Genomic DNA, 21,029 nt, shown 5'->3' with positions numbered 1-21,029 from the left:
GGCTGCCCGGTCTGTATGTACCGCGGAGTCACCTCGGTCGGCTAGCCGATGTCTCGTCGGCGGAAGGCGGCCAGGCCGGTTGCGGTCAGGGCGGCTGCGATCGCCGTCAGGATCAGCGGTGTGGTGGCGGTCGGGTCGTGGGCAGGGAGTTGGGGGAGGTGCTGGAACGGGGAGAGGTCGAGGAGCCAGTTCGGGAGGTCGAGGATGTCGCCGAGGATGCCGGCGACGAGGCACAGACCGAGGACGGCCCAGACGGCGGCCACTGCGCGCGGGGCGAGTCCGAAGAGGGCGATCGCGAGGCCGGCGAGGACCCACAGGGCCGGGGCGTAGAGGAGCGCGGCGCCCAGCAGACGGGGGATCTGGCCGGGGTCGTGGCTGACCAGGGCATAGGTGAGGCCGGTGCCCAGGCCCGCGGCGCCGAGCACCAGGACGCTGCCGGCGAGGGCGACGGTCAGGTGGCTGCCGGTCCAGTGGAGGCGGGAGACGGGGGTGGCCAGGACCGGCTCGGCATGCAGGGCGGTCTCCTCACCGCGCGGACGCAGCGCGGACTGGACGGCGTAGCCCGCACCGATGAGGGCGACGGTGAGCAGCGAGCGGGTGAGGTAGGCGTCGGTGAGGGTGGCCCCGCCGAGGCTGGCGATGACGTCCCGTACGGTGTCGTTGTCGCCGATGAGGTCCTCGACGTCGTCGGCGACCCAGCCGTAGGCGGCCCCGGCGAGGAACACGGAGCAGCTCCAGCCGATCAGGCTGCCGCGCTGCAGGCGCAGGGCGAGCCCGAGCGGCCGGCCGAGGCCCGGTGCCGCACTCGACGGGCCCGGGCGGGGTGGCACGAGGCCGGCGCCGAGATCGCGCCGGTCCGCCAGGGCCGACGCCAGACCGAGCGAGGCGGCGGCGCAGGCGGCCGCGACGAGCAGGGGCCACCAGCGTTCACCGGCGTAGGGCCGCGTCTTCTGGACCCAGCCGATGGGCGAGAACCAGGACGCGGTCCCGTCGCCGATGTCCCCGACGGCGCGCAGCACGAACGCGGCGCCGAGGAGGGCCCCGGTGCTGCCGTGGACCACCCGGGTGTTCTCGCTGACCTGGGCCGCGACGGTGGTGAGGGCGGCGAAGACCAGTCCGAGGGCGAGGAAGGAGATGCCGAGGGCGACCGAGCCCGTCACCGGCAGGTCCAGGGCGAGCAGCCCGAGTGTCACGGCGGCGGCGACGGCCGTGTTCATGGCGGTCACCACGAGCAGTGCCGCGGCGGCTCCCGCGTGGCGGCCGGTCGGCAGGGCGCGGACGAGTTCGGTGTGGCCGGCCTCCTCCTCGCCGCGGGTCTGCCGCCCGATCATGAAGATGTTCATCAGGGCGACGACGACCAGCCCGATCGTGCCCGTCTGGAACGCCACCTCCCCGCCCATCGTGTCGAGTGCGAGCGGCGGCCCGTTGAAGGCGATGGCGGCAGCGTTGTCCTGGCTGCCCCGGGCCGCCACGTCGAGGTCGTGCTGGGTGGGGTACAGGCCCTTGACACTGGCCGCCGTCAGCAGCACAAGCAGCGGGATCGCCACGACCCAGATCGCGATGCGGACGCGCTCGCGGCGCAGCAGGAGCCGGGTCAGCGTGCCGGTCCCGGTCAGCTCGACGGCCGTGGCGTTCACGACCGGCCACCGTTCTGCCCGGTCCCGCCCAGGCGGCCGTCCGAGAGCTTGCGTTCCTCGGCCAGCTCGTCGCCGTAGTGGCGCAGGAACAGCTCCTCCAGTGTGGGCGGCTGGCTGGTGAGGGTGCGGATGCCGAAGACGCTGAGGTGGCGTACGGCCTCGTCGAGGTGGTCGGTGTCGACGTCGAAGCGGGCCCGGTGGTCGTCGGCGCGCAGGTCGTGCACGCCGGGCAGCGCGCCGAGGCCGGTCGCCGGGCGGGCGGTGTGGACGTCGATGGAGGTGCGGGTGAGGTGGCGCAGCTCGGCCAGGGTGCCGCTCTCCACGGTCCGTCCGGCCCGGATGATGTCGACCCGGTCGCAGAGGGCCTCCACCTCGGCCAGGATGTGGCTGGACAGCAGCACGGTGCGGCCCTCGGCCTTCATCTCGCGGATGCAGTCCTGGAAGACTGTCTCCATCAGCGGGTCGAGCCCGGAGGTCGGCTCGTCGAGGATCAGCAGCTCCGCGCGGGACGCCAGCGCGGCGACCAGACCGACCTTCTGCCGGTTGCCCTTGGAGTAGGTGCGGGCCTTCTTCGTCGGGTCCAGCTCGAACCGCTCCAGCAGCTCGTCCCGCCGGGCCTTGTCGAGGTCGCCGCGCAGCCGCCCGAAGACGTCGATGATCTCGCCGCCGGTCAGCTTCGGCCACAGGCTGACGTCGCCCGGCACATACGCCAGCCGCCGATGCAGGGCGACCGCGTCGCGCCACGGATCGCCGCCCAGCAGCTCGGCCCGGCCGGAGTCGGCCCGCAGCAGTCCGAGCAGGACCCGGATGGTGGTGGTCTTGCCCGCGCCGTTGGGACCGAGGAACCCGTGCACCTCCCCGGTGGCGACGCTCAGGTCCAGCCCGTCGAGGGCGCGGGTCGGCCCGAACGTCTTCACCAGGCCCGAGACGGAGATCGCGACGGTCCGTCCGGAAGCGGGGGCGGGGGTTCCCGCAGTGGCGGACGTGGTGGTCATGACCTGCTCCGATCGCTCGGCTCCGGCCGGTCGGGGCGGATGCGGAAGACCGGGACCCGGTCGGCGATCCGGGCGAACTCCTCCAGCGGGGCCCGCCGGTCCACCGGCAGATGCGGCCGGGCTCCCGGAGCGAGGGCGAGGTAGCGGCGCAGGACGGGCGCGCGGGCGCCGACCTCGACCTCTTCGAGTCGTACGGCCTCACGCCTGCCGTGCCGCAGCACCACGCGCCCGTCGGCCGCTCGGACGTTGCGCACCCAGTTCACATCGCGGCCGAGCATCGCCACCAGATAGCGCTCGCCCTCGTGGTCCGCGACCACCAGAGGCAGCGAGATACGGCGGCCCGTACGGCGCCCGCGCACCTCCATCGCGACCAGGCGCCGCGGCGCGAGCCCCGCCGAAGCCATGAGCACCGACTGCCGGTTCATCACGCGTGCCAGGCGGCCCGGGCGGCCGCCTCGGTACATCCATCGGTCGAACCGGTGCAGTCGGCGTGCCGAGTCATCGCGTCCCATGTCTCACACCCGCCTCGGAACGCCACCGCACTCCCGAGTGGCGACACGCCTCTCGTGGAGGAACTCCGCTGCGGCCTGCCTGGTCGTGAGCACGGTTGTCCCCTCTCTGCGCAGGGCGGCTGACATCCCTCGCCCACCAACCTCCGTCCGTTCACCGTCCGTTGGCTAGGGCCGGTCGGTACCTGGAGGGCGCTATCCGGCCCGAGTGTCCGGGTGCGGCTGGTCGCCGGACCCGCGCCCGGGGCTGAACCGCCGCCGCCCCACCCGTGACACAGGCCCGGACCGCCCCTGCTCCAGCCTGTGAGCGTCCCCACCTCACCCGCCTGCGCAGACTCGCCGTCGGGCGTCGACGCGCGGGCCGTCGTCCCGCAGGGGCCGAACGGCTCCCGGTCGGGGCCGTACGGCCCGCGCCCGCGAGGCTGGGCTCCACGGATTCTGGGGTGATGAACGCCGTCCACACGCCGCCTCGGGCACCGCATGCGATCCCAGGTACCGGGATTGCGGCCCACAACGGTGGCCTCCACGATGAGGACATGGCCGCCCGATGCGATGCCCTCCGGGCCCGCCCGGCCGGGGCGCTCAAGCCCACGGCCTTACGCGTGGTCGCGCCGTGACGGCGAGCGGTCCCGCGGTGCAGACCCTGGCGACCCGAGACGTCTTCGCCGCGCTGGACACCACACCGCGGGGAATCGCGCCCGCGGAGGTGGCCGTGCGGCGGGCGCGGTACGGCCCCAACGAGCTGCCGCGGCCTCGGCGCAGGGGCTGGTGGCGGGACCTTGTCGGCCAGTTCACGGACCTGTTCGCGGTGGTCCTGCTCGTCGCGTCCGCGATCACCTTCCTGGCGTACGGGCTCCAGGAACCCCGGGACACGGGCACCCTGCAGCTGGCCGTGGCGATCCTCTGTGTGGTGCTGTTGAACGCGGTGATCGGCTTCGTCCAGGAGTACTCCGCGGAGCGGACCGCCGAGTCGCTGCAGGCGATGGTGCCGCACACCTGCCGGGTGCTGCGCGGCGGGGAGCGGCAGGAGCTGTCCGCGCGTGATCTGGTCCCCGGGGACGTCGTGGTCCTGGAGGGCGGGGACGCGGTGCCGGCGGACTGCCGTCTCGTGGAGGCGCACGAGGTCTCGGTGAACAACGCGGCGCTGACGGGGGAGAGCGACGCCGTCGGCCGTACCCGCCAGCCGGTGGCGGACGGGCCGGTGCTGGAGGCCCGCAACTGCGTGTTCATGGGCACCGACGTCGTGGCCGGCACCGCGAAGGCCGTGGTGTTCGCGACCGGTGCGGCGACCGAGTTCGGACGCATCTTCCGGCTCGCGGCCGCGGCGCCGCGCCAGAAGACCCCCCTGCAGCGCCAGGTGGCCTTGATGGCCCGCCGGGTGGCGGGCGCGGCGCTGGCGATCGGGGCGCTGCTGTTCGCCGTACGGCTGCCCGCCGGCGAACCCCTCGTCGAGACCTTCGTCTTCGCGCTCGGCGTGATGGTCGCCATGGTGCCCGAGGGCCTGCCCGCGACGCTGTCGGTGTCCCTGGCGATCGGCGTACGCCGCATGGCCCGCCGGCACGCTCTCGTCAAGAAGCTGTTGGCAGTGGAGGCACTGGGCTCCACCACCGTCGTGTGCACGGACAAGACCGGCACCCTCACCCAGGCCGAGATGACCGTCGTACAGGTGTGGGCGGGCGGCGTCCGGCACCCCGTCTCCGGAGTCGGGTACGCGCCGGCCGGCGAGGTGACCGACCCGCAGCCGGTGCGCGAACTGCTCCGCACGGCGGCCCTGTGCAGCGACGCCCGCATGGTTCCGCCCTCGGACCACGAGGGCTGGCGCGTCCTCGGCGACACCACGGAGGGAGCCCTGCTCGTCGCCGCCGCCAAGGCCGGTCTCGACCCGGCAGCCGAGGAGGCCGCCACTCCTCGCGTGACGGAGTTCCCCTTCGACTCGACCCGCAAGCTGATGAGCACCGTGCACGACGACCCGCGCGGCGGCCACCACGCGTGCGTCAAGGGCGCGCCGCAGGAACTGCTCGCCCGCTGCACCGCCGTCGTGTGGAAGGGCGAGCGGCAGCCGCTGACCGAGGAGCTGCGCGCGGCGGTGACCGGCGCCAACGACGAACTGGCCGCCCAGGGACTACGGGTACTGGCGGCGGCGTCGCGCTCGCTCCCCGACGGCCGTCCCACCCAGGACGAGGCCGAATCGGGCCTCACCCTCCTGGGCCTCGTCGGCATGTTCGACCCGCCCCGGCCGGAGGTCAGTGATGCCGTCGAGGCCTGCCAGCACGCCGGTATCCGCATCGTCATGGTCACCGGCGACCACCCGCTGACCGCGGAAGCCGTGGCCCGCCGGGTGGGCATCGTCCGGCAGCCCGAGCCCACCGTCGTCACCGGCACCCGGCTGGACACGCTCGACGACGACGCCCTGGACGCTCTGCTCGCCGGGTCGGGCGAGCTGCTGCTGTGCCGGGTCAGCCCCGAACACAAGATGCGGGTGGTCACCGCCCTGCAGCGGCGAGGCGAGGTCGTCGCCGTCACCGGCGACGGCGCCAACGACGCACCGGCCCTCAAACACGCGGACATCGGGGTCGCCATGGGCGCCTCCGGCACCGACGTCGCCCGGGAAGCCGCCGTCATGGTGCTGCTGGACGACTCCTTCGCCTCCATCACCACCGCGGTGCGCTTGGGCCGGTCGGTCTACCAGAACATCCGCAAGTTCCTGATCTACCTCTTCAGCCACAACATCGCCGAACTCGTCCCGATCCTCGCGGCCACCTTCGCCGGGTTCCCGCTGGTCCCGATCACCGCCGTACAGATCCTCGCGATCGACCTCGGCTCCGACGTCCTGCCCGCCCTGGCGCTGGGCGCCGAGCCACCGGAACCCGACGTCATGGACCGCCCGCCGCGCTCCCGGCGCGAACGGCTGTTCTCCACCGCAGTGATGGGCCGGATCCTGTTCCTCGGCGGCATCCAGGCCCTCGGCGTGTGCACCGTGTTCTTCTGGCACATCCACGCCTCCGGCATCCCCTACGCCGACTTCACCGAGGACGACACCGTCTACCGGGAGGCGATCACCATGGTCCAGGCCGGGATCGTGGTCAGCCAGTTCTTCAACGCGCTCGCCGTGCGCACCGACCGGCAGAGCGTGTTCCGGATCGGTCTGCTGTCCAACCCCTGGCTGCTGGCGGCCGGTTGTTTCGGCATCACCCTGATGGCGGCCATCAGCTACGCACCGCCCCTGCAGGCCGTCTTCAACACCGCCCCGCTGGCTGCCGCCGACTGGGCGGTCCTCGCCGGATTCGGCGCGCTGCTGCTGGCCGCCGAGGAAACCCGCAAGTGGTGGCTGCGCCACCGCCGACCCGGCCCCCGGAAGGAACGAGCGCAATGAGAGTGATCATCGCGGGCTGTGGCCGGGTGGGATCCGCACTCGCCGTCCAGCTCGTCGCCGAAGGCCACGACGTACAGCTCGTCGATCGCCGACCCAGGACCCGCAGGCTGCTGCCGACCGGCTTCCCCGGCGGCTTCCACCAGGGCAACGCCTACAGCCGTACGGTGCTGGAGGCCGCCGGGATCGAGCACGCCGACGCGTTCGTCGCCGCCACCTCGGGCGACAACAGCAACATCGTCAGCGCCCGCACGGCCAAGGAGACCTACCGGGTCCCCATCGTCCTCGCCCGCATCTACGATCCGCGTCGGGCCGACATCTACCGCGAGCTCGGCATCCCCACCATCGCCAGCGTCCGCTGGACCGTGCACCAGATCCACCAGATGCTCCTGCACCGCCACCTCACCCCGGAACTCACCTTCGGCAACGGCGAAACCCTGCTGGTCCGCTCCGAGCTGCCGTCCTACGTCAGCGGGCGGCGGCTGGCCGAGTTCGACGTGGACGGCGAGATCCGCGCCGTCGAGGTCACCCGCGGCGGCCGCTCGCTCGTACCCGCCCACAGCACCCGCGCCGAGCCCGGAGACCTGGTCACCTTCGCCGTCGCGGCCACCGCACTCGGCCGCCTGCGCGGCTTTCTGGACAAGGAGCTGGGGACATGAAGGCCCTCATCGCCGGCGCGGGGCGCCTGGGCACCCAGATCGCCCAGGTCCTCGCCGCAGCCCGCAACGACGTCACCCTCGTCGACATCGACGACGACCGTGTCGCCGATCTCGAAGGCCGCCTTCCCGTACGCCTCCTGGCCGGCGACGCCTGTGAACCCAGCATCCTGGAGCACGCGGGGGTGCTCACCGCCGACCTCGTCATCGCGGCCACCGGCGACGACGAGGACAACCTCGTCATCAGCCTCCTCGCCAAGCGGCAGTTCGAGGTGCCCCGTGTCGCGGCACGCGTCAACGACGCCGAGAACACCTGGCTGTTCGACCAGAACTGGGGCGTCGACACCGCGGTCCCCGCCGCCACCCCGCTGATCTCCCTCATCGAGGAAGCGACCGGCGCCACGGACACCGTCGCCCTGCTGCGCCTGAGCAAGGCCGGCGTCGACGTCATCGAGACCGCCATCACCCCGCAGTCCAGCGCCGCAGGACACACCCTCGCCGAGATCTCCCTTCCCGCGGGCACCGTCATCGCCACCGTCATCCGCGACGGCCAACCCACCGTCCCCACCCCCGAGATGCGGCTCCGGCCCGGTGACGAACTCCTTGTCGTCTCCCACGCCGCCACCGAACAGGAGATCCACGCCGCCTTCCAGTGACGTCCGTCCGTCTCTGCCGAGGGCACTGGCCGAGGGGTCGGTGTGCCGCGCGCGGTGCCAACCCAGGCTCCCCCGCTCCGTGACAGCCCCCGGTCAACTCCTGACCGTCCGAGGTGCCCGGGGCGGCCTGGGCCCTGCGGCACTGCTGGATCAGCCTTGGTAGCCCACCAGCGCCATGATTCCGGCTTCGCTGTGGTAGGCGTTGTGGCAGTGCAGCATCCACTGCCCCGGATTGTCCGTGTCGAAGAACACCGACAGTGTCTTCTTCGGCAGGGACGATCGCGGTGTCCTTGCGCGGGCCGCTGCTGCCGATCTGGTAGGTGTGGCCGTGCAGGTGCATCGGGGGCCACATGGTGGCGGTGTTGACGAAGTCCAGCCGTACCCGCTGGTCTTCCTCGACCGTGAGGCGAGCAGCTCGGCGGCCCGCTCGCGCTGCTGCTCGGCCGACGAACGGGTGGACGCCGGGGCGTACGGTGTGTATCCGAACGTGAGCGGTTCATAGGCGTGCACGGCCACGAGCGGCGCATGCAGGGCGAGGGCGGAGTACGCCTGTCACCCAACTGTCCTGGGCGTCATGAAGAAGCTGCGTTCATGATGCCGTTCTGGCTGAACCACCAGATGACAGGGATTCGTTTCTGGGCCGGTTGGGGATCTTTAGACCTGGCACCGCACAAACGAACACGCGCCGAACCTGGGTGGGTCGACGCGCGAGTGGCGTCGGTGTTCCTCCTCTACACACCAGGGGAGGAGCATCGACGCTTCTGTTCGTGAACGGACTACAGATCGACTGAGTGTGAGCGAGCCAGACCGATGAAGGCGGACCAAGCCCTGACGGGTACGACGAGCGCAGGCCCCGCCATGTCCTTCGAGTCTCGGATCCCAACCTCGGTGTTCAAGTCGGCGATCTCGACGCAGGCACCCCCCTCGCCGGAACTGTAAGAGGACTTGAACCATGCTCCCTCGGGGGCAAGCTCGGTGAAGACGGCGCGCTTTTGGATCATGTCTTCTCTCGCTTCAATGTCTCAACGAATGTGGGGGTTTCCTCGGGCGGTTGCGCCGAGGCGATCATGGTGTTGAACCAGCGGTTGAACCGGGCGACAGTGGCAGGCCTGTCCGACATGGACACCGCGCTCCCCAGGCCGCTGTCTACCTGCACGGTGGTGGGACGGTCTCCGCGCCCGACCGGTGCATTCGTCATTGAGGTTCAGGACGCCCTCCGTGACTTCCCTGACTTCGGCGAGGTCGTGAAGTGGGAGCCGGCCGAGGGCGAGAAGCCCCGCGGTCTGTGGACTGCGCGCCGGCTCGGAGCCGAACTCGACTACGCCCCCACGGTCGACGGAAAGATTGTCCAGGCGCTGATCAATCCGCCCTCAGCGCCCGCCTGAACTCCCGGCCGCACGCCGTACCCCCTGATCGGCCATCGAGGTGCCCTGGCGCCTCGCACCCGTCGAGGCCCACGTCCCCGCTACCAACTCTCCCTGGCCAATACCCCTGAGGTCCTGATGACACCTTTACAGGCGCTGATGCCTTGTCTCCAGACGCTCGTCCCGCTCCCCACCAGACATCGGTCGGTCGGGACGGAAGAGGTCTTGAGGCGCCCGCGCAGGCATGGGATCTGCCGATGAGCGGAGAGTTTCAGCCGCAGTTGGGGTGTTTACGAGTGGGGCTGACGTGCGGCGACAAAGGGCCCTGGAGATCGTTCCCCGTGTGCGTAGTGATCGTTTCCCGTGGACAGGGATCGGTTCCCGCTCTCAGGAGTGGCGGTGATACGCCTTGTTGGCGATGCGCCAGCCCTCGTCGGCGCGGACCAGCAGGAAGATGTCGGTGAACGTGTCGGCGCCGTGCGACAGCGTCATGGTGGCGGTCGCGACGGTGCCGTGGACATCGATGGCGTCGATGCGGCGGGTGCGAGTCGGTTCGTCCGAGGCTGGCTGGCCCTGGAAGAGGGTGCAGTACTCGTCCAGTCGCCAGGAAACGAATGAGCCGTCTCGGATCCCTTCGATGTGGGCAGTGGGCAGGAACGCGCAGCGGAAGTGGGTGGGGTCGCCGGTGGCGTGTCCGCGGATGTAGGCGTGGAGCGGTTTGAGCACGGCCTTCTCCACGGCGGGGACCGTGGCGGCGACGGCGATGTCGGCCTCGGGGGCGGCAGGGGTGTCGGCCAGGCCGGCCGCGCTGCGCAAAGGGGTGTCCGACGCGGCAGCCAGCAGTGCCATGTCCTTGGCGAGCGCGCCGATCGTGAATTCGGCCATGGCATCGGTCGGCTCATCGAGGAGGAAGTGTCGCTTGCGGGCCACGAGGCCGGCGAGCTGGCCGAGTTCGAGGATGTCCAGCGTCTGGGTACGGGGCAGGCCGAGGGCGTCGGCTTGCCGCAGTGAGTCACGCAGTGCGAGGACGGCACCGGCGAGGCTGTTGTTGGCGATCAGCTTGAGCGTGGCGGCGGTGGAGGCGTCGTCCGCGCGCCGGACGGTGCCCAGCGTTTCCAGAACCGGTCGGACTCGGTCGAGTGCGTTCTGGTCGGCGGCGGCGAGGATCTGCAGGGTGCCCGCGGCTGCAGCCGGCACCGAGCCGAGCAGGGGCGCGTGGACGTAGGACGGGCCGAGTTGCCGGGCCAGCCTCGATGCTTCGGCGGGGGCGACGGTGCTGGTGTTGAGCACGATCGTGTCCGTTCGCAGTGAGTCACGGACGTCGTCGAGGACTTGCTGGCAGGCCGGGCCATCGAACAGTGCCAGGAGGACGAGGTCTGCCTGGGCCACGGCTTCGTTCGGGTCGCCGGTCGTCTTGACGGTGCCTGATGTGCGCCCTGAGCGGGTCCAGCCGACGACGTCCCAGTCCTGGGCGGCCAGGCGTGTCGCGATCGCGCCGCCCATGCGCCCCAGACCGAGGACGGCGATCGTGTGCGGTGTGGTCATGCGCGTCACAGTGGTGCACCTCAACGGATGCGACAAGCGCAGATTGCGCATGCCCGCCCTGCGGGACTCGCATACCATCTGGGCATACTGCCGCCATGGATCTGACTGTGTGGCGGGCCTTCGTGACCGTGTGCCGGGTCGGATCGCTGTCGGCGGCGGCAGCCGAGCTGAATCACACGCAGTCGGCTGTCTCCCGGCAGATCGCCGGGCTGGAGCGGCAGCTCGGCGTGCCTCTGGTGGAGCGCCATGCTCGTGGTGTGCGTCCGACGCCGGCCGGTGAGGTGTTCCGGCGTCATGCCCTGGCCACGCTCAACGAGGCCGACCGCGCCGTTCGCGCGGTACGAGACGTTCGTGACGGAGTGTGTGATCGTCCCCTGGCCATCGGAGCCACGCCGTCTCTCGCCGCGGGGATCGTCCCTGAAGCCGTCCGGGGCCTGCTGAAGCAGGCCGGATCCATCCGGTGGAGCCTGCTCCCCGGCCTGAGCGCACAACTGCACAGCCGCGTGGTCGCCGGCGATCTCGACATCGCCGTCGTCACCGACGCTCCGCCGGGACTGGCCGTCGACCCGCGGGTCGACCGGCGGTTCCTCGGGCTGGACGAGATGGTCGTTGTCCTGCCCGCCGGTCATCCGCTTGCCGGGCGCGGGCCGGTGCGCATTGAGGCGCTGGCCGACGACACCTGGGTCGAGGACAACGACGGCTCTGCGGCGCTCCTGCGCCAGCACGCCGCTCGCGCCGGAGTCAGCGCCCGCATCGACCTCACCGCGGCCGATCTGCCCGGCAAGCTGGCCCTGGTCGCCACTGGTCATGCCATCGCGTTGATCCCCGGGGTGCTGACGAGCGCGCTGCGGGCCGATGTCACCACGGTTGGCCTTGTGGATCCCCCGACCCGCGGTATCTACACGATCACACCGCGGCGCGATGCCCACCCCTGCGCAGCGTCTCTGCACGACCGGCTCGCCAGGGTGTTCGCGTCGGGCGGTCCAGCTCAAGCCGCTCACCAGCCGGATGGGATGGGCACCCACCAACCCCACGCGCCCGCTGGCCAACCTCCCACGGAAATAGAATCCCGCACCGCCCCGCTATCCGCACCCGAACCTCCCGACCAGCCCTGAAGCGCGGGCATCATCAGCCCGGAAAGCATCAACTGATGTGACTCCAGGGCGACTTGGCCCTGGAGCCTTGAGGTCGTGTGGAGATCGCGGCTGTTAGAGGGCGGTATGCGAGTTGGTGGGTGCTTTGTCGTCACCTGAACGTGTGTGACTGCGGCGTCCCGGCCGGTCGGCGGGCTCGGGCATGCTGGGCTGGCCACCGTGAGCGAGCGCAAGCCCTACAAGACGGACCTGTCCGACGAGCAGTGGGCGCTGATCGAACCGGTGATCGCCGCGTGGAAGGCCGCACACCAGTCAGTCAGTGGCCACCAGGGCCGGTACGAGATGCGGGAGATCGTCAACGCGCTCCTCTACCACGGCCGCACCGGCTGCCAGTGGGACCTGCTTCCACACGACCTGCCGCCGCGTGGCGCGGTGATGTACTACTTCACCAAGTGGCGCGACGACGGCACCGACCAGACCATCGACGATCTGCTGCGCTGGCAGGTGCGGGAGAAGGCGCGGCGGAAAGCGGACCCGAGCCTGGTGGTGCTCGACACCCAGAGCGTGCACGCGGCGGCCGGGGTGCCCGCGGAGTCGACGGGGTGTGATGCGGCAAAAAAAGTACCGGGCCGCAAGCGCGGCCTGGCCGTTGACGTGTTGGGCCTGGTGATCGCGGTGGTGGTGCTCGCCGCGTCCGTGCACGACAACGCCGCCGGCATCGCGCTGCTGGACAAGGTCGCCGCCGACACCGACACCGTGCAGAAGGCCCTGGTCGACCAGGGCTTCAAGAACGCCGTCGTCGCGCACGGGATGCAGGTCGGCATTGAGGTGGAGATCGTCGAGCGCAACCCGGCGCAGACCGGGTTCGTGCCGATCCCCAAGCGGTGGATCGTGGAGCGCGCTTACGGGATCTTGATGCTGCACCGCAGGCTGGTGCGTGACTACGAGCACCTGCCGCGCAGTTCGGAGTCGCGGGTGTACTGGGCGATGACCGCGGTGATACTGCGCCGGCTGACCGGGGCCACCGCTGCGGCCTGGCGCAGCGCATGACCGGCGGGGAGCTGACCCTCGGGGCGGTTGTGGCGCGGCTGGAGGAGCGGGAGGGGGAGATCGCTGCGCAGGCCGAGGCGACGAGGGAGCAGATCGCGCAACTGACCGTACGGCTGGACGAACTCGGCCGGGCCGCCGAGGAGGTCCGGATCACCCGCAAGACGCTGCTGGAGCTGCCCGATCCGCCCCCGCCCGCGCCGCCGGCCCGGAAGCTGCCGGACCATCCGGCCTACCAGCAGATCATGGCGGTGTTCGCCGCGGCCAACACGCCGCTGCGGGCGCGGCAGGTGTGCGAGGCGATGGACATGGAGATCGCGCCCAACAACATCAACAACGCCCGTCTGAAGCTCAAGCGGCTGACCGAGCGCGGAATCCTGGTCGAGACCGAGCAGGGCTTGTTCACTCAGCCGCGGCCGTAGCCGCCCGGCGACGCCGCGACCAGCCCACTTACCCTTCCCGAAAGGGCGAAATCGACGGATGCCTCGCCGGAACCGGGCTATCACTCACATCCACGACAACCCGAGTTCAAGCTCAGTAGGTGCTCGCAGCACGGTCTCGTTGAGACGCCCTGGTGGGGCGTCGCCGATCGATCGCAGGACGACGGGAGACAGGGCCATCCCGTGGACTGTGACAACACGTGTGCAACTAGTGAGCAATCGAGGGGTGGTTAACTCCGTCATCGTCGGCTGCAATCTGGGCCAACGCTCCTCTAGGTGAAGGAAGTTGACATGACGCACACGAAAAGCCTCGCCCCGGGCCGTGCTGAGGGGGCTCAGGCAGCGCAGCTCCGGACTTCAGGGCGCTTCGCTCGCCGTGCGTGGACGATGCTGCTAGCTCTGGCCACGTCCATGGGGTTCATATTCTTGAATGCCGGTTCCGCGTCCGCCCTCAATTACGACGACCTCATCGGCACGAACTTCCTGCGCAGCTGGCAGACCGGGCGCTGCCTGGACAGCAACGCCAACGGTGATGTGTACACACTTCCCTGCCAGCAGGGAAACCAATACCAAATGTGGACGCTTCGTTACCGGTACAGCAGCCTCGGATGGGATTTCGTGAGAATCCAAAACGTAGCGACCGGACGCATCCTGTACTCCTGGGGTTCGGGAGAATATAACGATGGCCCTCTGATCCTCAGGACCGGCACCGTGGCAGAGTTCGGACAGACGTTTGATTGGGCCGGCTGGGGGAAGGGCTGGGACAATGTCCAGCTCACCACTTCCCACCGGTATGGCGAATGCCTGGACAGCAACTACGCCGGAAATGCCTACATGACGACTTGCGGCAACAACGACTACCAGCATTGGAAGCTGGGTTACTAGCGCAGCCTGATCCGGGGGAGCCACATATCGCGGCTCCCCCAGTGGTGTTTCTGTAGGGGCGCCCGTTAGGGCTGAGGGAGTAATGGAGACCAGGGAGTCGTCCGCGCCAGTCCCGGATCTATGACGCCCCGCCAGGAAGCAGCACAGTGGTGACAGCCACCCCTGCCAACAGTGCCTACGGTCCCGCCGTCATCACCGCACCACGCGGCGGCAGGTCGTGCGGAAGCAGGTCCCACTGGCAGCCGGTGCGGCCCTGGTAGAGGGGCGCGTTGATGATCTCCCACATCTCGTACCGACCCTGATGGCCGCTGACCGAGGGATGCGCGGCCTTCCACGCAGCGATCACCGGCTCGACCAGCGCCCACTGCTCGTCGGACAGGTCCGTCTTGTAGGGCTTGCGCTCGCTCACGGTGGCCAGCCCAGCATGCCCGAGCCCGCAGACCGGCCGGGATGCCGCAGCCCCACACGTTCAGGTGACGACAAAGCACCCACCAACTCGCATACCGCCCTCTGAGTGGGCGTTTGGATATGGTCTACACCGTTATGCCGCTCTTGCGGCTAGGGCTCTTTGCGGTGATTTACACTCCATGTGCAGCTTCGCGGCCTTCCGGGCCCGAGTCCCAGCGCCCATTTCCTCCGCCTCTCGCGCCCAGATTCCGTCTGGTCTATGGACGTCATAGAAACGCCGTACTGATGAAGTAACGCTGTCAGCGGCGTTGTTCGTATAAGAGCCCTCTCGTGAGTCAGCGGAAGCCGTACCCCAGCGACCTGTCCGACGCCCGATGGGCGTTGATCGAACCGACCTTATCCGCCTGGAGAAAAGCCCGACTCGACCGCAGACCCACCGGCCAGCCGGCCCAGGTCGAGCTGCGCGACGCCTTCAACGCAATCCTGTACGTCAACCGAACGGGAATCCCCTGGAAATACCTCCCACACGACTTCCCAAACCACGGCACCGTCTACGCCTACTACGCCGCCTGGCGCGACGAAGGAATCCTCGCCCAACTCAACTACGACCTCACCGGCCTGGCCCGGGTCAAGGAAGGCCGCAAACCCGAACCGACCGCATCCGTGATCGACACCCAGAGCGTGAAGACCTCCACCAACGTACCCCTGGCCAGCCAGGGAACGGACGCCGCAAAGAAGATCGTCGGCAGGAAGCGGGGCATCATCACAGACACACTCGGCCTGCTCCTCGCCGTGACCGTCACCGCCGCAAGCCTGTCGGAAAACGCCGTAGGAATACACCTGCTCGACCGGGCCAAGAAGACCTACCCCACCATCTCCAAGAGCTGGGTCGACACCGGCTTCAAGAACGCCGTCATCGAGCACGGAGCCAACCTCGGAATCGACGTCGAGGTCGTGAACAGAAACCCCGAAATCCGCGGCTTTCACGTCGTCAAAAGGCGCTGGGTCGTCGAGCGAAGTCTGGGATGGATCATGCTTCGCCGGCGCTTGGCCCGAGACTACGAGACCCTACCCGCCAGCTCCGAAGCGATGATCCACATCGCCTCGATCGACAACCTCACCAAGCGCATAGCGGACGAGACGACACCCACCTGGCGAGGCACCTACTAGGGCATACGGGGTGATCTTCATAAATCAAATGCCCTCTCATAAGAGCCGAACTTGCCGGTTGCCGGGCTCGTTTCGATCCCGGTTCCCGCTGTCAGCCGGCCGGGAAATAGTGGCCGGTGTCCAGATCGGCGAGCAGGCCGGGCTGGGCGGGTTCCCAGCCGAGGGTCCGGCGGGTGATGAGGTTGGAAGCTGGGTAGCTCTGCGTGACGATATTCGTGAGGAACCCGAAGTACCCCGGCGTCATCAGGGCATCGTTGGGAACGCTCACGGCGGGCAGGCCCAGGCGGCTGGCGATGGCCTCGGCGATCTCGCGGAACGGGATGGCCCCGTCCCCAACCGCGTGCCAGTATCTGCCAGCTGACCCCTTCTCCAGCGCCAGGCGGAACAAGGTGGCGGCATCGCGGATGTGCACGGCGTTCCACAGGTTCGCGCCGTCGCCGTGGTAGCCGACGAACCCCCTTTCCTTCGCGAGCGCGATCAGCGTGGGGAGGAAGCCGGCACGATCGGTCGTGCTGTGCGCGATGGTGGCGATCCGCACGACCGAAGACCGCACCCCCTGCTCGGCGAGGTCGACTACGGCCCTTTCCACGACGTTGCGGATCCTCAGGGTGCCTTTGTGCTCCTCGCCGGCGGGGAGGGCCGGGTCCTCCTCGGTGGCCGGCCGGCCCAGGTGCTGCCCGGGTGAGCCAATGCTCCCCGCCGTGACCAGCGGCTTTCCGGTTCCCGCCAGTGCCTCGCCGTACGCGAGCATGATCGGGAGCTCCGCAGCGGCCACGGCGTCCATCCCGCCGGCGGGCAGCAGATCCTGCCTGTGGGCCACGTGGATGATGCCATCGGAGCCCGCGGCTGCCTCCTTGAGCCCGTCGAGATCCTGAAGGTCGCCGCGACGCACCTTCGCGCCGAGCGCGGACAGGGCCGCCGCGGAAGCGTCCGACCGGGCCAGGCCGGTGACCTCGTGCCCGGCGGCGATGAGCTCGGGGATGATGTACGAACCGGAATGGCCGGTCCCCCCGGCGACGAATACGCGCATCTGACTGTCCTTGTGAGGGTAGGTGCAGGGTCTTTTCGTGCCGTAAGTGAACTGGCGTAATGCGGCACGAGAGATAGGGGTAGGGGGTGTTCTCAGCTGAGAAGGGTGATGCCGAGGGAGAAATTGGTGTGCTTGACGGAGTGGTTCATGAGGCCCAACTCCAGCAGGCCGACGTTCTCCAGTGCCCGCGCCATGAACAGTTCCCCCGTGTCCCAGGGGCGCAGCCCCAAGCTCTCGACGAACGCCGACACGCGTGCCTTCGCCTGCGCGTCGTCGCCGGCGATGAACACGTCCAGAGGGCGGCCCTCGGCCGGGCCGGCCGCCAGAACGTGGGAGAACACAGTGTTGAACGCCTTGACGACATGCGCATCGTCGGGAGCCGCCTTGGCGATCTCCTGTGCGCCGGAACTGTCGTCGGGCACGACGAAGCCCTGCAGGTCGGGGGCTACGGGGTTGGTGATGTCAACGATGATCTTGCCGCGCAGTGCGTCCCCGTGCTCCCTCACCACCGCCGCAGCGCCGGCGTACGGCACGGCGAGGACAACGATGTCCCCGGCCGGGGCGGTGCCGGCCGTCCCGACAGTGGCGCCAGCGAGCGCAGCGGCCAATTCCTTGGCCTTGGCCGGGTCGCGGCCGGTGATCTCGACTGCGTTGCCGCCGGCGAGCGCCCGGGCGGCCAGTGCGCGGGCCACGTTCCCCAGGCCGATAATGCTGATGCTGCTCATGGAGTTCCTGCTTTCTGGAGCTGGATAGGACGCCATGCCCACCCCGTCGTTGTTAACGGTTTTGTCGTCGACGCCGTCGAATTACGCGATGGGGGACGTTCAATTCCTGATGTGCTCATTCTGGGCCTGGGCCCTCCGATGTCGAATTCTTGTGCCGAATTCGCTCGGACTATTAGGTACCTATTCAGGTTGCCATTGGCCTGAGTGGGCGTCCAATACTTCTTTCAGCCGTGGTCATACCCTGGAGGCATCACCGACTGGGAGGCGCCATGGATCTGGACCTGCGCAAACTGCGTTATTTCGTCGCTGTGGCCGACCATTTGCACTTCGGCCGCGCCGCCGATGAGCTGCACATCGCGCAGCCGGTGCTCAGCCGGCAGATCCGTGCGCTCGAGCAGGATCTCGGCGCCTCACTGTTCACCAGGGATCGCCACGGCGTGGAGCTGACAGATGCGGGCCGGCAACTGCTAGCTGACGCCGGTCCGCTGCTCGCCTCAACCCACGCGGTCCGCCGCCGGGTGTCCGCGGCCGCCGGCGGCAAGCGGCGGCTGATGGTCGGTTTCCGGGCCGGCGTTGCCGTCACCCCGGCGGCCCGTGCGTTCGCGGACCGGCACCCGGACGTGGTCGTGGACGTGCAGCGGATCGAAGGGGACGACCAGGCTGCGATGCTGCTCGACGGCCGCATCGACGTCGGCTATGTGCGGCTGCCCATCGACGAGGCCGGCCTGCGCGTCACCCCGCTGTACACCGAGCCGCGGGTAGCGGTACTGCCCGCCGGACACCGGTTGGCCGGCAAGGAGGAGGTCACCGAGGCCGACCTGGCCGGCGAACCGCTGGTCTGGCACGGTGACCCGAGCACGCAGCTCACCAAGCGCCCGCTCCCCAACGCCGGGTACCCGGTGCGCGGGGTGGACGAGACGCTCGAGCATGTCGGGGCCGGCCGGGGCATCTCCTTCCTGGCCCGTTCGGCGTCCGTGTTCTACTCGCATCCGGACGTCGTCTATGTGCCCATCCCGGATCTGGTGCCCGACCAGGTGTGCCTCGCGGTGGCGGCATCGCACACCTCGCCGGTGGTGGATGACTTCGTCACTGCGGCTCAGTCGACGGCCGAGATCACGGCAGAATGTGGGAACTACGAGATGTGGCAGCTTGGAGGCGATGCCGTCACAAGGCACGCTTGAGCAGTTCAACTGACCCCGTTCATCCTGCGCTGAAGAGTGAAATGACCTGACGGAGTGGCGCTGTTGCGGCTGAACTCTGGGACGGTTCCGTTCTTCGGCCAGCAGTTGTCCGAGGGAGCCCGGAAGCACCTGAGACCGACTGGAAGTACGTGCTGCGGACGCGGCTCAAGTCGGCTGATCGCCCTGTCGTCGGAGCGGAGCCGTTCACCAGCGGTCTGCCGTTCGTAGCGTCGGGAGTCGGTCCCTGGGATCCAGAACCCGACGGCGGGTTCCAGCCGGACGTGTTGGCCGCCCGTCTGTTGGCCTTCGTTTCGGGCTGGCGTGGCCAGATGGACCACCCACTGATGATCGGCGTGAATGGTTCAGCTGGCTCGGTCCAGAAGTCAACGCCGTGCTGCCCCGCGAGGAGAGCGCCGCGGTGGAGTGGATGAGAGGGGTGGCAAGTCTCTGGCTCGTAGAGGTTTTGAGGTTGCGGGTGGCCCGCCAGTGACACTGGCGGGCCACCCGCAACCTCAAAACCTCCCAGCTGCGTACGAGTTCTTCATGCGCCACCGTGTACGGATTATGCGATCAGCCGTCTGTTCGAACCGGCGGTGCGCCAGCGCCCTGGGCCGGGATGACGGCCTCGAACTCCTGAAGCCTTCGCGGGTCGCCGGTCTCCCCGGCCGCTTCTGCTGCGGCCTTCAGCAGGCGGGCGGGCAGTTCCGTAAAAGCCAGCAGGCTTGGGCCAGGTGCCGGGCGGCTGGTGTCGCGTACCAGCGGGTGCAGCCGTGCGACCGGCAGCGCGTCCAGCCGGGCGCGGAGTGCCAAGTCAACTTGGCACTTCCTCCCGTCGCCGGTCATCGCCGGCTGTGGCGGGGATGGCGTTGTCGATGAGGACGGCGGCGATGGCGGCGGCGGTGGGGAAGGCGTCGGTGTTGAGGACCCGGGTGCGGGCCGCGGCGCCGTCGATGAGCAGCGCGAGTTGTTCGCCGAGCTGTTCAGGGTCGGCGGCGCCGGCTTCGCGGGCGGTGTCGGCGAGCCGCGCGGCGACGGCTTTCTTGTAGTCGCGTGCGTACTGGGACGCGGGGTGCTCGGGGTCGTGGAGTTCGACGGCGGCGGCGATGTAGGGGCACAGGGGGGTGGTGGGGGGGATGTCGAAGGCGGCGAGGAGCCGTTCGCGGGGCGTGAGGTCGGTGCGGTCGAACACGCCGGACAGAACGGAGGGGTCGAACCGGCGCAGGTACTCGGCGACGAGTTCGTCCTTGCCGGTGAAGTGCTGGTAGGCCGTGCGCTTGGACACCTGGGCCGCCGCGCAGAGCTGGTCCATGCCGGTGCGGTTGATGCCCTGCTCGCGGAACAGCTGCTGGGACGCGCTGAGGATGCGCTCGCGGGCGCCCCGGCCGCGGCGGCGGCCCGTGGGGCCCTTCTCCAACTCCGTCATGGCTCCACCGTACCGCAGCTGGGTAACGACCGGTGTACATAGTTTGCGTCCCGGCCGCCCGCCCCGTACCGTAAGCACACAGGGCGGTGTACATAACACCGTCGCCCCAGGTACATACGGCACCACCGACTCAAGGGAACGACCATGGGAAAGCTCGACGGCAAGGTCGCGGTCATCACCGGCGGCACCACCGGCATGGCGCTGGCAGGCGCGAAGCTCTTCGTCGACGAGGGAGCGCACGTCTTCATCACCGGCCGCCGCCAGGACGCCCTGGACGAGGCCGTGAAGCTGATCGGCCGCAACGTCACCGGGGTCCAGGGCGACGCCGCCGACCTGGATGACCTGGACCGCCTGTACGACACCGTCAAGCGGGAGAAGGGCAGCCTCGACGTGCTGTGGGCCAGCGCCGGCGGGGGCGAGCCCGCCCCGCTCGGCGAGATCACCGAGGCCCAGTTCGACACCTGGTTCGGGCTCAACGCCCGCGGCACCCTGTTCACCGTCCAGAAGGCCCTCCCGCTCTTCAACGACGGCGGCTCCATCCTCATGACCGGCTCCAACGCCTCCCTCGGCGCCTTCCCCGGCTGGAGCGTCTACGCCGGCAGCAAGGCCGTCCAGCAGGCCTGGGCCCGAATCTGGCTCAACGAGCTCAAGGACCGCCGCATCCGCGTCAACGTCCTGACCCCCGGCCAGGTCGCCACCGCCAAGCAGGAAGAACTCTTCGACGAGGCCACCAAGCGCCAGTTCGAGTCCCTCATCCCCCGCGGCCAGATGGGCCGCCCCGACGAGATCGCCACCGCCGCCCTCTTCCTCGCCTCCGACGACTCCAGCTACGTCAACGGCATGGAACTGGTCGCCGACGGCGGCACCACCGCCATCTGAACCGGACAACCACAA

Annotated in this window: 19 protein-coding genes and 2 pseudogenes; 11 read left to right on the top strand and 10 right to left on the bottom strand. The window is 69.4% G+C overall.

The genetic code is table 11. The annotated features are described in order from the left end of the window. Positions 1-41 precede the first annotated feature (41 nt). Genes AC5DRG_RS00630 through AC5DRG_RS00620 form a run of 3 tightly spaced genes read right to left on the bottom strand, consistent with a single transcriptional unit; the run spans position 42 to position 3,144 of the window. Positions 42-1,637: an ABC transporter permease gene (locus AC5DRG_RS00630; RefSeq protein WP_491807314.1), complete on the bottom strand. Its 1,596-nt coding sequence runs from the start codon at positions 1,635-1,637 to the stop codon at positions 42-44. Further along, a complete protein-coding gene (locus AC5DRG_RS00625) occupies positions 1,634-2,632 on the bottom strand; it encodes an ABC transporter ATP-binding protein (protein ID WP_491807313.1) in 999 nt (332 codons plus the stop codon). Before AC5DRG_RS00625 ends, AC5DRG_RS00630 begins: the two co-directional genes overlap by 4 nt. Continuing rightward, complete coding sequence (locus AC5DRG_RS00620) at positions 2,629-3,144, bottom strand: nitroreductase/quinone reductase family protein (protein ID WP_491807312.1); 516 nt, start codon at positions 3,142-3,144, stop codon at positions 2,629-2,631. The genes AC5DRG_RS00625 and AC5DRG_RS00620 overlap by 4 nt, the downstream gene beginning before the upstream one ends. Positions 3,145-3,688: 544 nt before the next feature. Here AC5DRG_RS00620 and AC5DRG_RS00615 point away from each other — a divergent pair. The 3 genes from AC5DRG_RS00615 to AC5DRG_RS00605 are packed head-to-tail and all read left to right on the top strand — an operon-like array spanning position 3,689 to position 7,823. Next, the gene (locus AC5DRG_RS00615) at positions 3,689-6,514 is read left to right on the top strand and encodes a cation-translocating P-type ATPase (RefSeq protein ID WP_491807311.1); all 2,826 of its coding nucleotides are present in this window, start codon (positions 3,689-3,691) and stop codon (positions 6,512-6,514) included. Further along, positions 6,511-7,170 carry a potassium channel family protein gene (locus AC5DRG_RS00610; RefSeq protein WP_491807310.1) on the top strand — a complete coding sequence of 220 codons (660 nt, stop codon included), beginning with the start codon at positions 6,511-6,513 and terminating at the stop codon, positions 7,168-7,170. The genes AC5DRG_RS00615 and AC5DRG_RS00610 overlap by 4 nt, the downstream gene beginning before the upstream one ends. Next, positions 7,167-7,823: a potassium channel family protein gene (locus tag AC5DRG_RS00605; RefSeq protein ID WP_491807309.1), complete on the top strand. Its 657-nt coding sequence runs from the start codon at positions 7,167-7,169 to the stop codon at positions 7,821-7,823. The genes AC5DRG_RS00610 and AC5DRG_RS00605 overlap by 4 nt, the downstream gene beginning before the upstream one ends. A gap of 150 nt (positions 7,824-7,973) precedes the next feature. On the opposite strand, the pseudogene AC5DRG_RS00600 reads toward AC5DRG_RS00605, so the two are convergent. Next, a pseudogene (locus AC5DRG_RS00600) lies at positions 7,974-8,232 on the bottom strand (multicopper oxidase domain-containing protein); the annotation flags it as partial. A gap of 367 nt (positions 8,233-8,599) precedes the next feature. After that, entirely contained in the window at positions 8,600-8,824 is a 225-nt protein-coding gene (locus tag AC5DRG_RS00595) for a DUF397 domain-containing protein (RefSeq protein ID WP_491807308.1), read from the bottom strand. On the opposite strand from AC5DRG_RS00595, the gene AC5DRG_RS00590 reads away from it, so the two are divergent. Further along, entirely contained in the window at positions 8,816-9,208 is a 393-nt protein-coding gene (locus AC5DRG_RS00590; protein WP_491807307.1) for a hypothetical protein, read from the top strand. The genes AC5DRG_RS00595 and AC5DRG_RS00590 overlap by 9 nt on opposite strands. A gap of 366 nt (positions 9,209-9,574) precedes the next feature. Here the strand turns inward: AC5DRG_RS00590 and AC5DRG_RS00585 are convergent, their stop codons facing one another. Beyond that, on the bottom strand, positions 9,575-10,732 hold the full coding sequence (locus AC5DRG_RS00585; RefSeq protein WP_491807306.1) for a nuclear transport factor 2 family protein: 1,158 nt from the start codon (positions 10,730-10,732) through the stop codon (positions 9,575-9,577). 95 nt (positions 10,733-10,827) lie between these two features. Here AC5DRG_RS00585 and AC5DRG_RS00580 point away from each other — a divergent pair, with 95 nt between their 5' ends. The 4 genes from AC5DRG_RS00580 (at position 10,828) to AC5DRG_RS00565 (ending at position 14,198) form a co-directional block, all read left to right on the top strand. Next, entirely contained in the window at positions 10,828-11,847 is a 1,020-nt protein-coding gene (locus AC5DRG_RS00580) for a LysR family transcriptional regulator (RefSeq protein ID WP_491807305.1), read from the top strand. A gap of 198 nt (positions 11,848-12,045) precedes the next feature. After that, positions 12,046-12,876: an IS5 family transposase gene (locus AC5DRG_RS00575; RefSeq protein ID WP_491807303.1), complete on the top strand. Its 831-nt coding sequence runs from the start codon at positions 12,046-12,048 to the stop codon at positions 12,874-12,876. Continuing rightward, positions 12,873-13,295 (top strand): hypothetical protein, encoded by a 423-nt coding sequence (locus AC5DRG_RS00570; protein WP_491807302.1) that lies wholly within the window; start codon positions 12,873-12,875, stop codon positions 13,293-13,295. The genes AC5DRG_RS00575 and AC5DRG_RS00570 overlap by 4 nt, the downstream gene beginning before the upstream one ends. A 309-nt stretch (positions 13,296-13,604) precedes the next feature. Then, positions 13,605-14,198 (top strand): RICIN domain-containing protein, encoded by a 594-nt coding sequence (locus tag AC5DRG_RS00565; protein ID WP_491807300.1) that lies wholly within the window; start codon positions 13,605-13,607, stop codon positions 14,196-14,198. Positions 14,199-14,394: 196 nt separating this feature from the next. Here the strand turns inward: AC5DRG_RS00565 and AC5DRG_RS00560 are convergent. Beyond that, positions 14,395-14,607: pseudogene (locus tag AC5DRG_RS00560) on the bottom strand (transposase); the annotation flags it as partial. A 329-nt stretch (positions 14,608-14,936) separates the two neighbouring features. Between AC5DRG_RS00560 and AC5DRG_RS00555 the strand changes: the two are divergent. Then, positions 14,937-15,776: an IS5 family transposase gene (locus AC5DRG_RS00555; protein ID WP_491807299.1), complete on the top strand. Its 840-nt coding sequence runs from the start codon at positions 14,937-14,939 to the stop codon at positions 15,774-15,776. A 91-nt stretch (positions 15,777-15,867) separates the two neighbouring features. Here the strand turns inward: AC5DRG_RS00555 and AC5DRG_RS00550 are convergent, their stop codons facing one another. Both AC5DRG_RS00550 and AC5DRG_RS00545 read right to left on the bottom strand, forming a co-directional pair. After that, positions 15,868-16,806 (bottom strand): SDR family oxidoreductase, encoded by a 939-nt coding sequence (locus tag AC5DRG_RS00550; protein WP_491807298.1) that lies wholly within the window; start codon positions 16,804-16,806, stop codon positions 15,868-15,870. A 92-nt stretch (positions 16,807-16,898) separates the two neighbouring features. Further along, entirely contained in the window at positions 16,899-17,531 is a 633-nt protein-coding gene (locus AC5DRG_RS00545) for an NADPH-dependent F420 reductase (RefSeq protein ID WP_491807297.1), read from the bottom strand. Positions 17,532-17,800: 269 nt separating this feature from the next. Between AC5DRG_RS00545 and AC5DRG_RS00540 the strand changes: the two genes are divergently transcribed. Then, on the top strand, positions 17,801-18,712 hold the full coding sequence (locus AC5DRG_RS00540; RefSeq protein ID WP_491807296.1) for a LysR family transcriptional regulator: 912 nt from the start codon (positions 17,801-17,803) through the stop codon (positions 18,710-18,712). 811 nt (positions 18,713-19,523) lie between these two features. Here AC5DRG_RS00540 and AC5DRG_RS00535 read toward each other — a convergent pair. Next, positions 19,524-20,135 (bottom strand): TetR/AcrR family transcriptional regulator, encoded by a 612-nt coding sequence (locus AC5DRG_RS00535; RefSeq protein WP_491807295.1) that lies wholly within the window; start codon positions 20,133-20,135, stop codon positions 19,524-19,526. A gap of 144 nt (positions 20,136-20,279) precedes the next feature. Here AC5DRG_RS00535 and AC5DRG_RS00530 point away from each other — a divergent pair, with 144 nt between their 5' ends. After that, positions 20,280-21,014, top strand: a complete 735-nt coding sequence (locus AC5DRG_RS00530) for an SDR family NAD(P)-dependent oxidoreductase (protein ID WP_491807294.1) — start codon at positions 20,280-20,282, stop codon at positions 21,012-21,014. The last annotated feature ends 15 nt before the right edge of the window (positions 21,015-21,029 follow it).

The organism is Streptomyces sp. JLBG701 (assembly GCF_058544905.1).
This window is presented reverse-complemented; position numbering and strand designations above follow the sequence as displayed.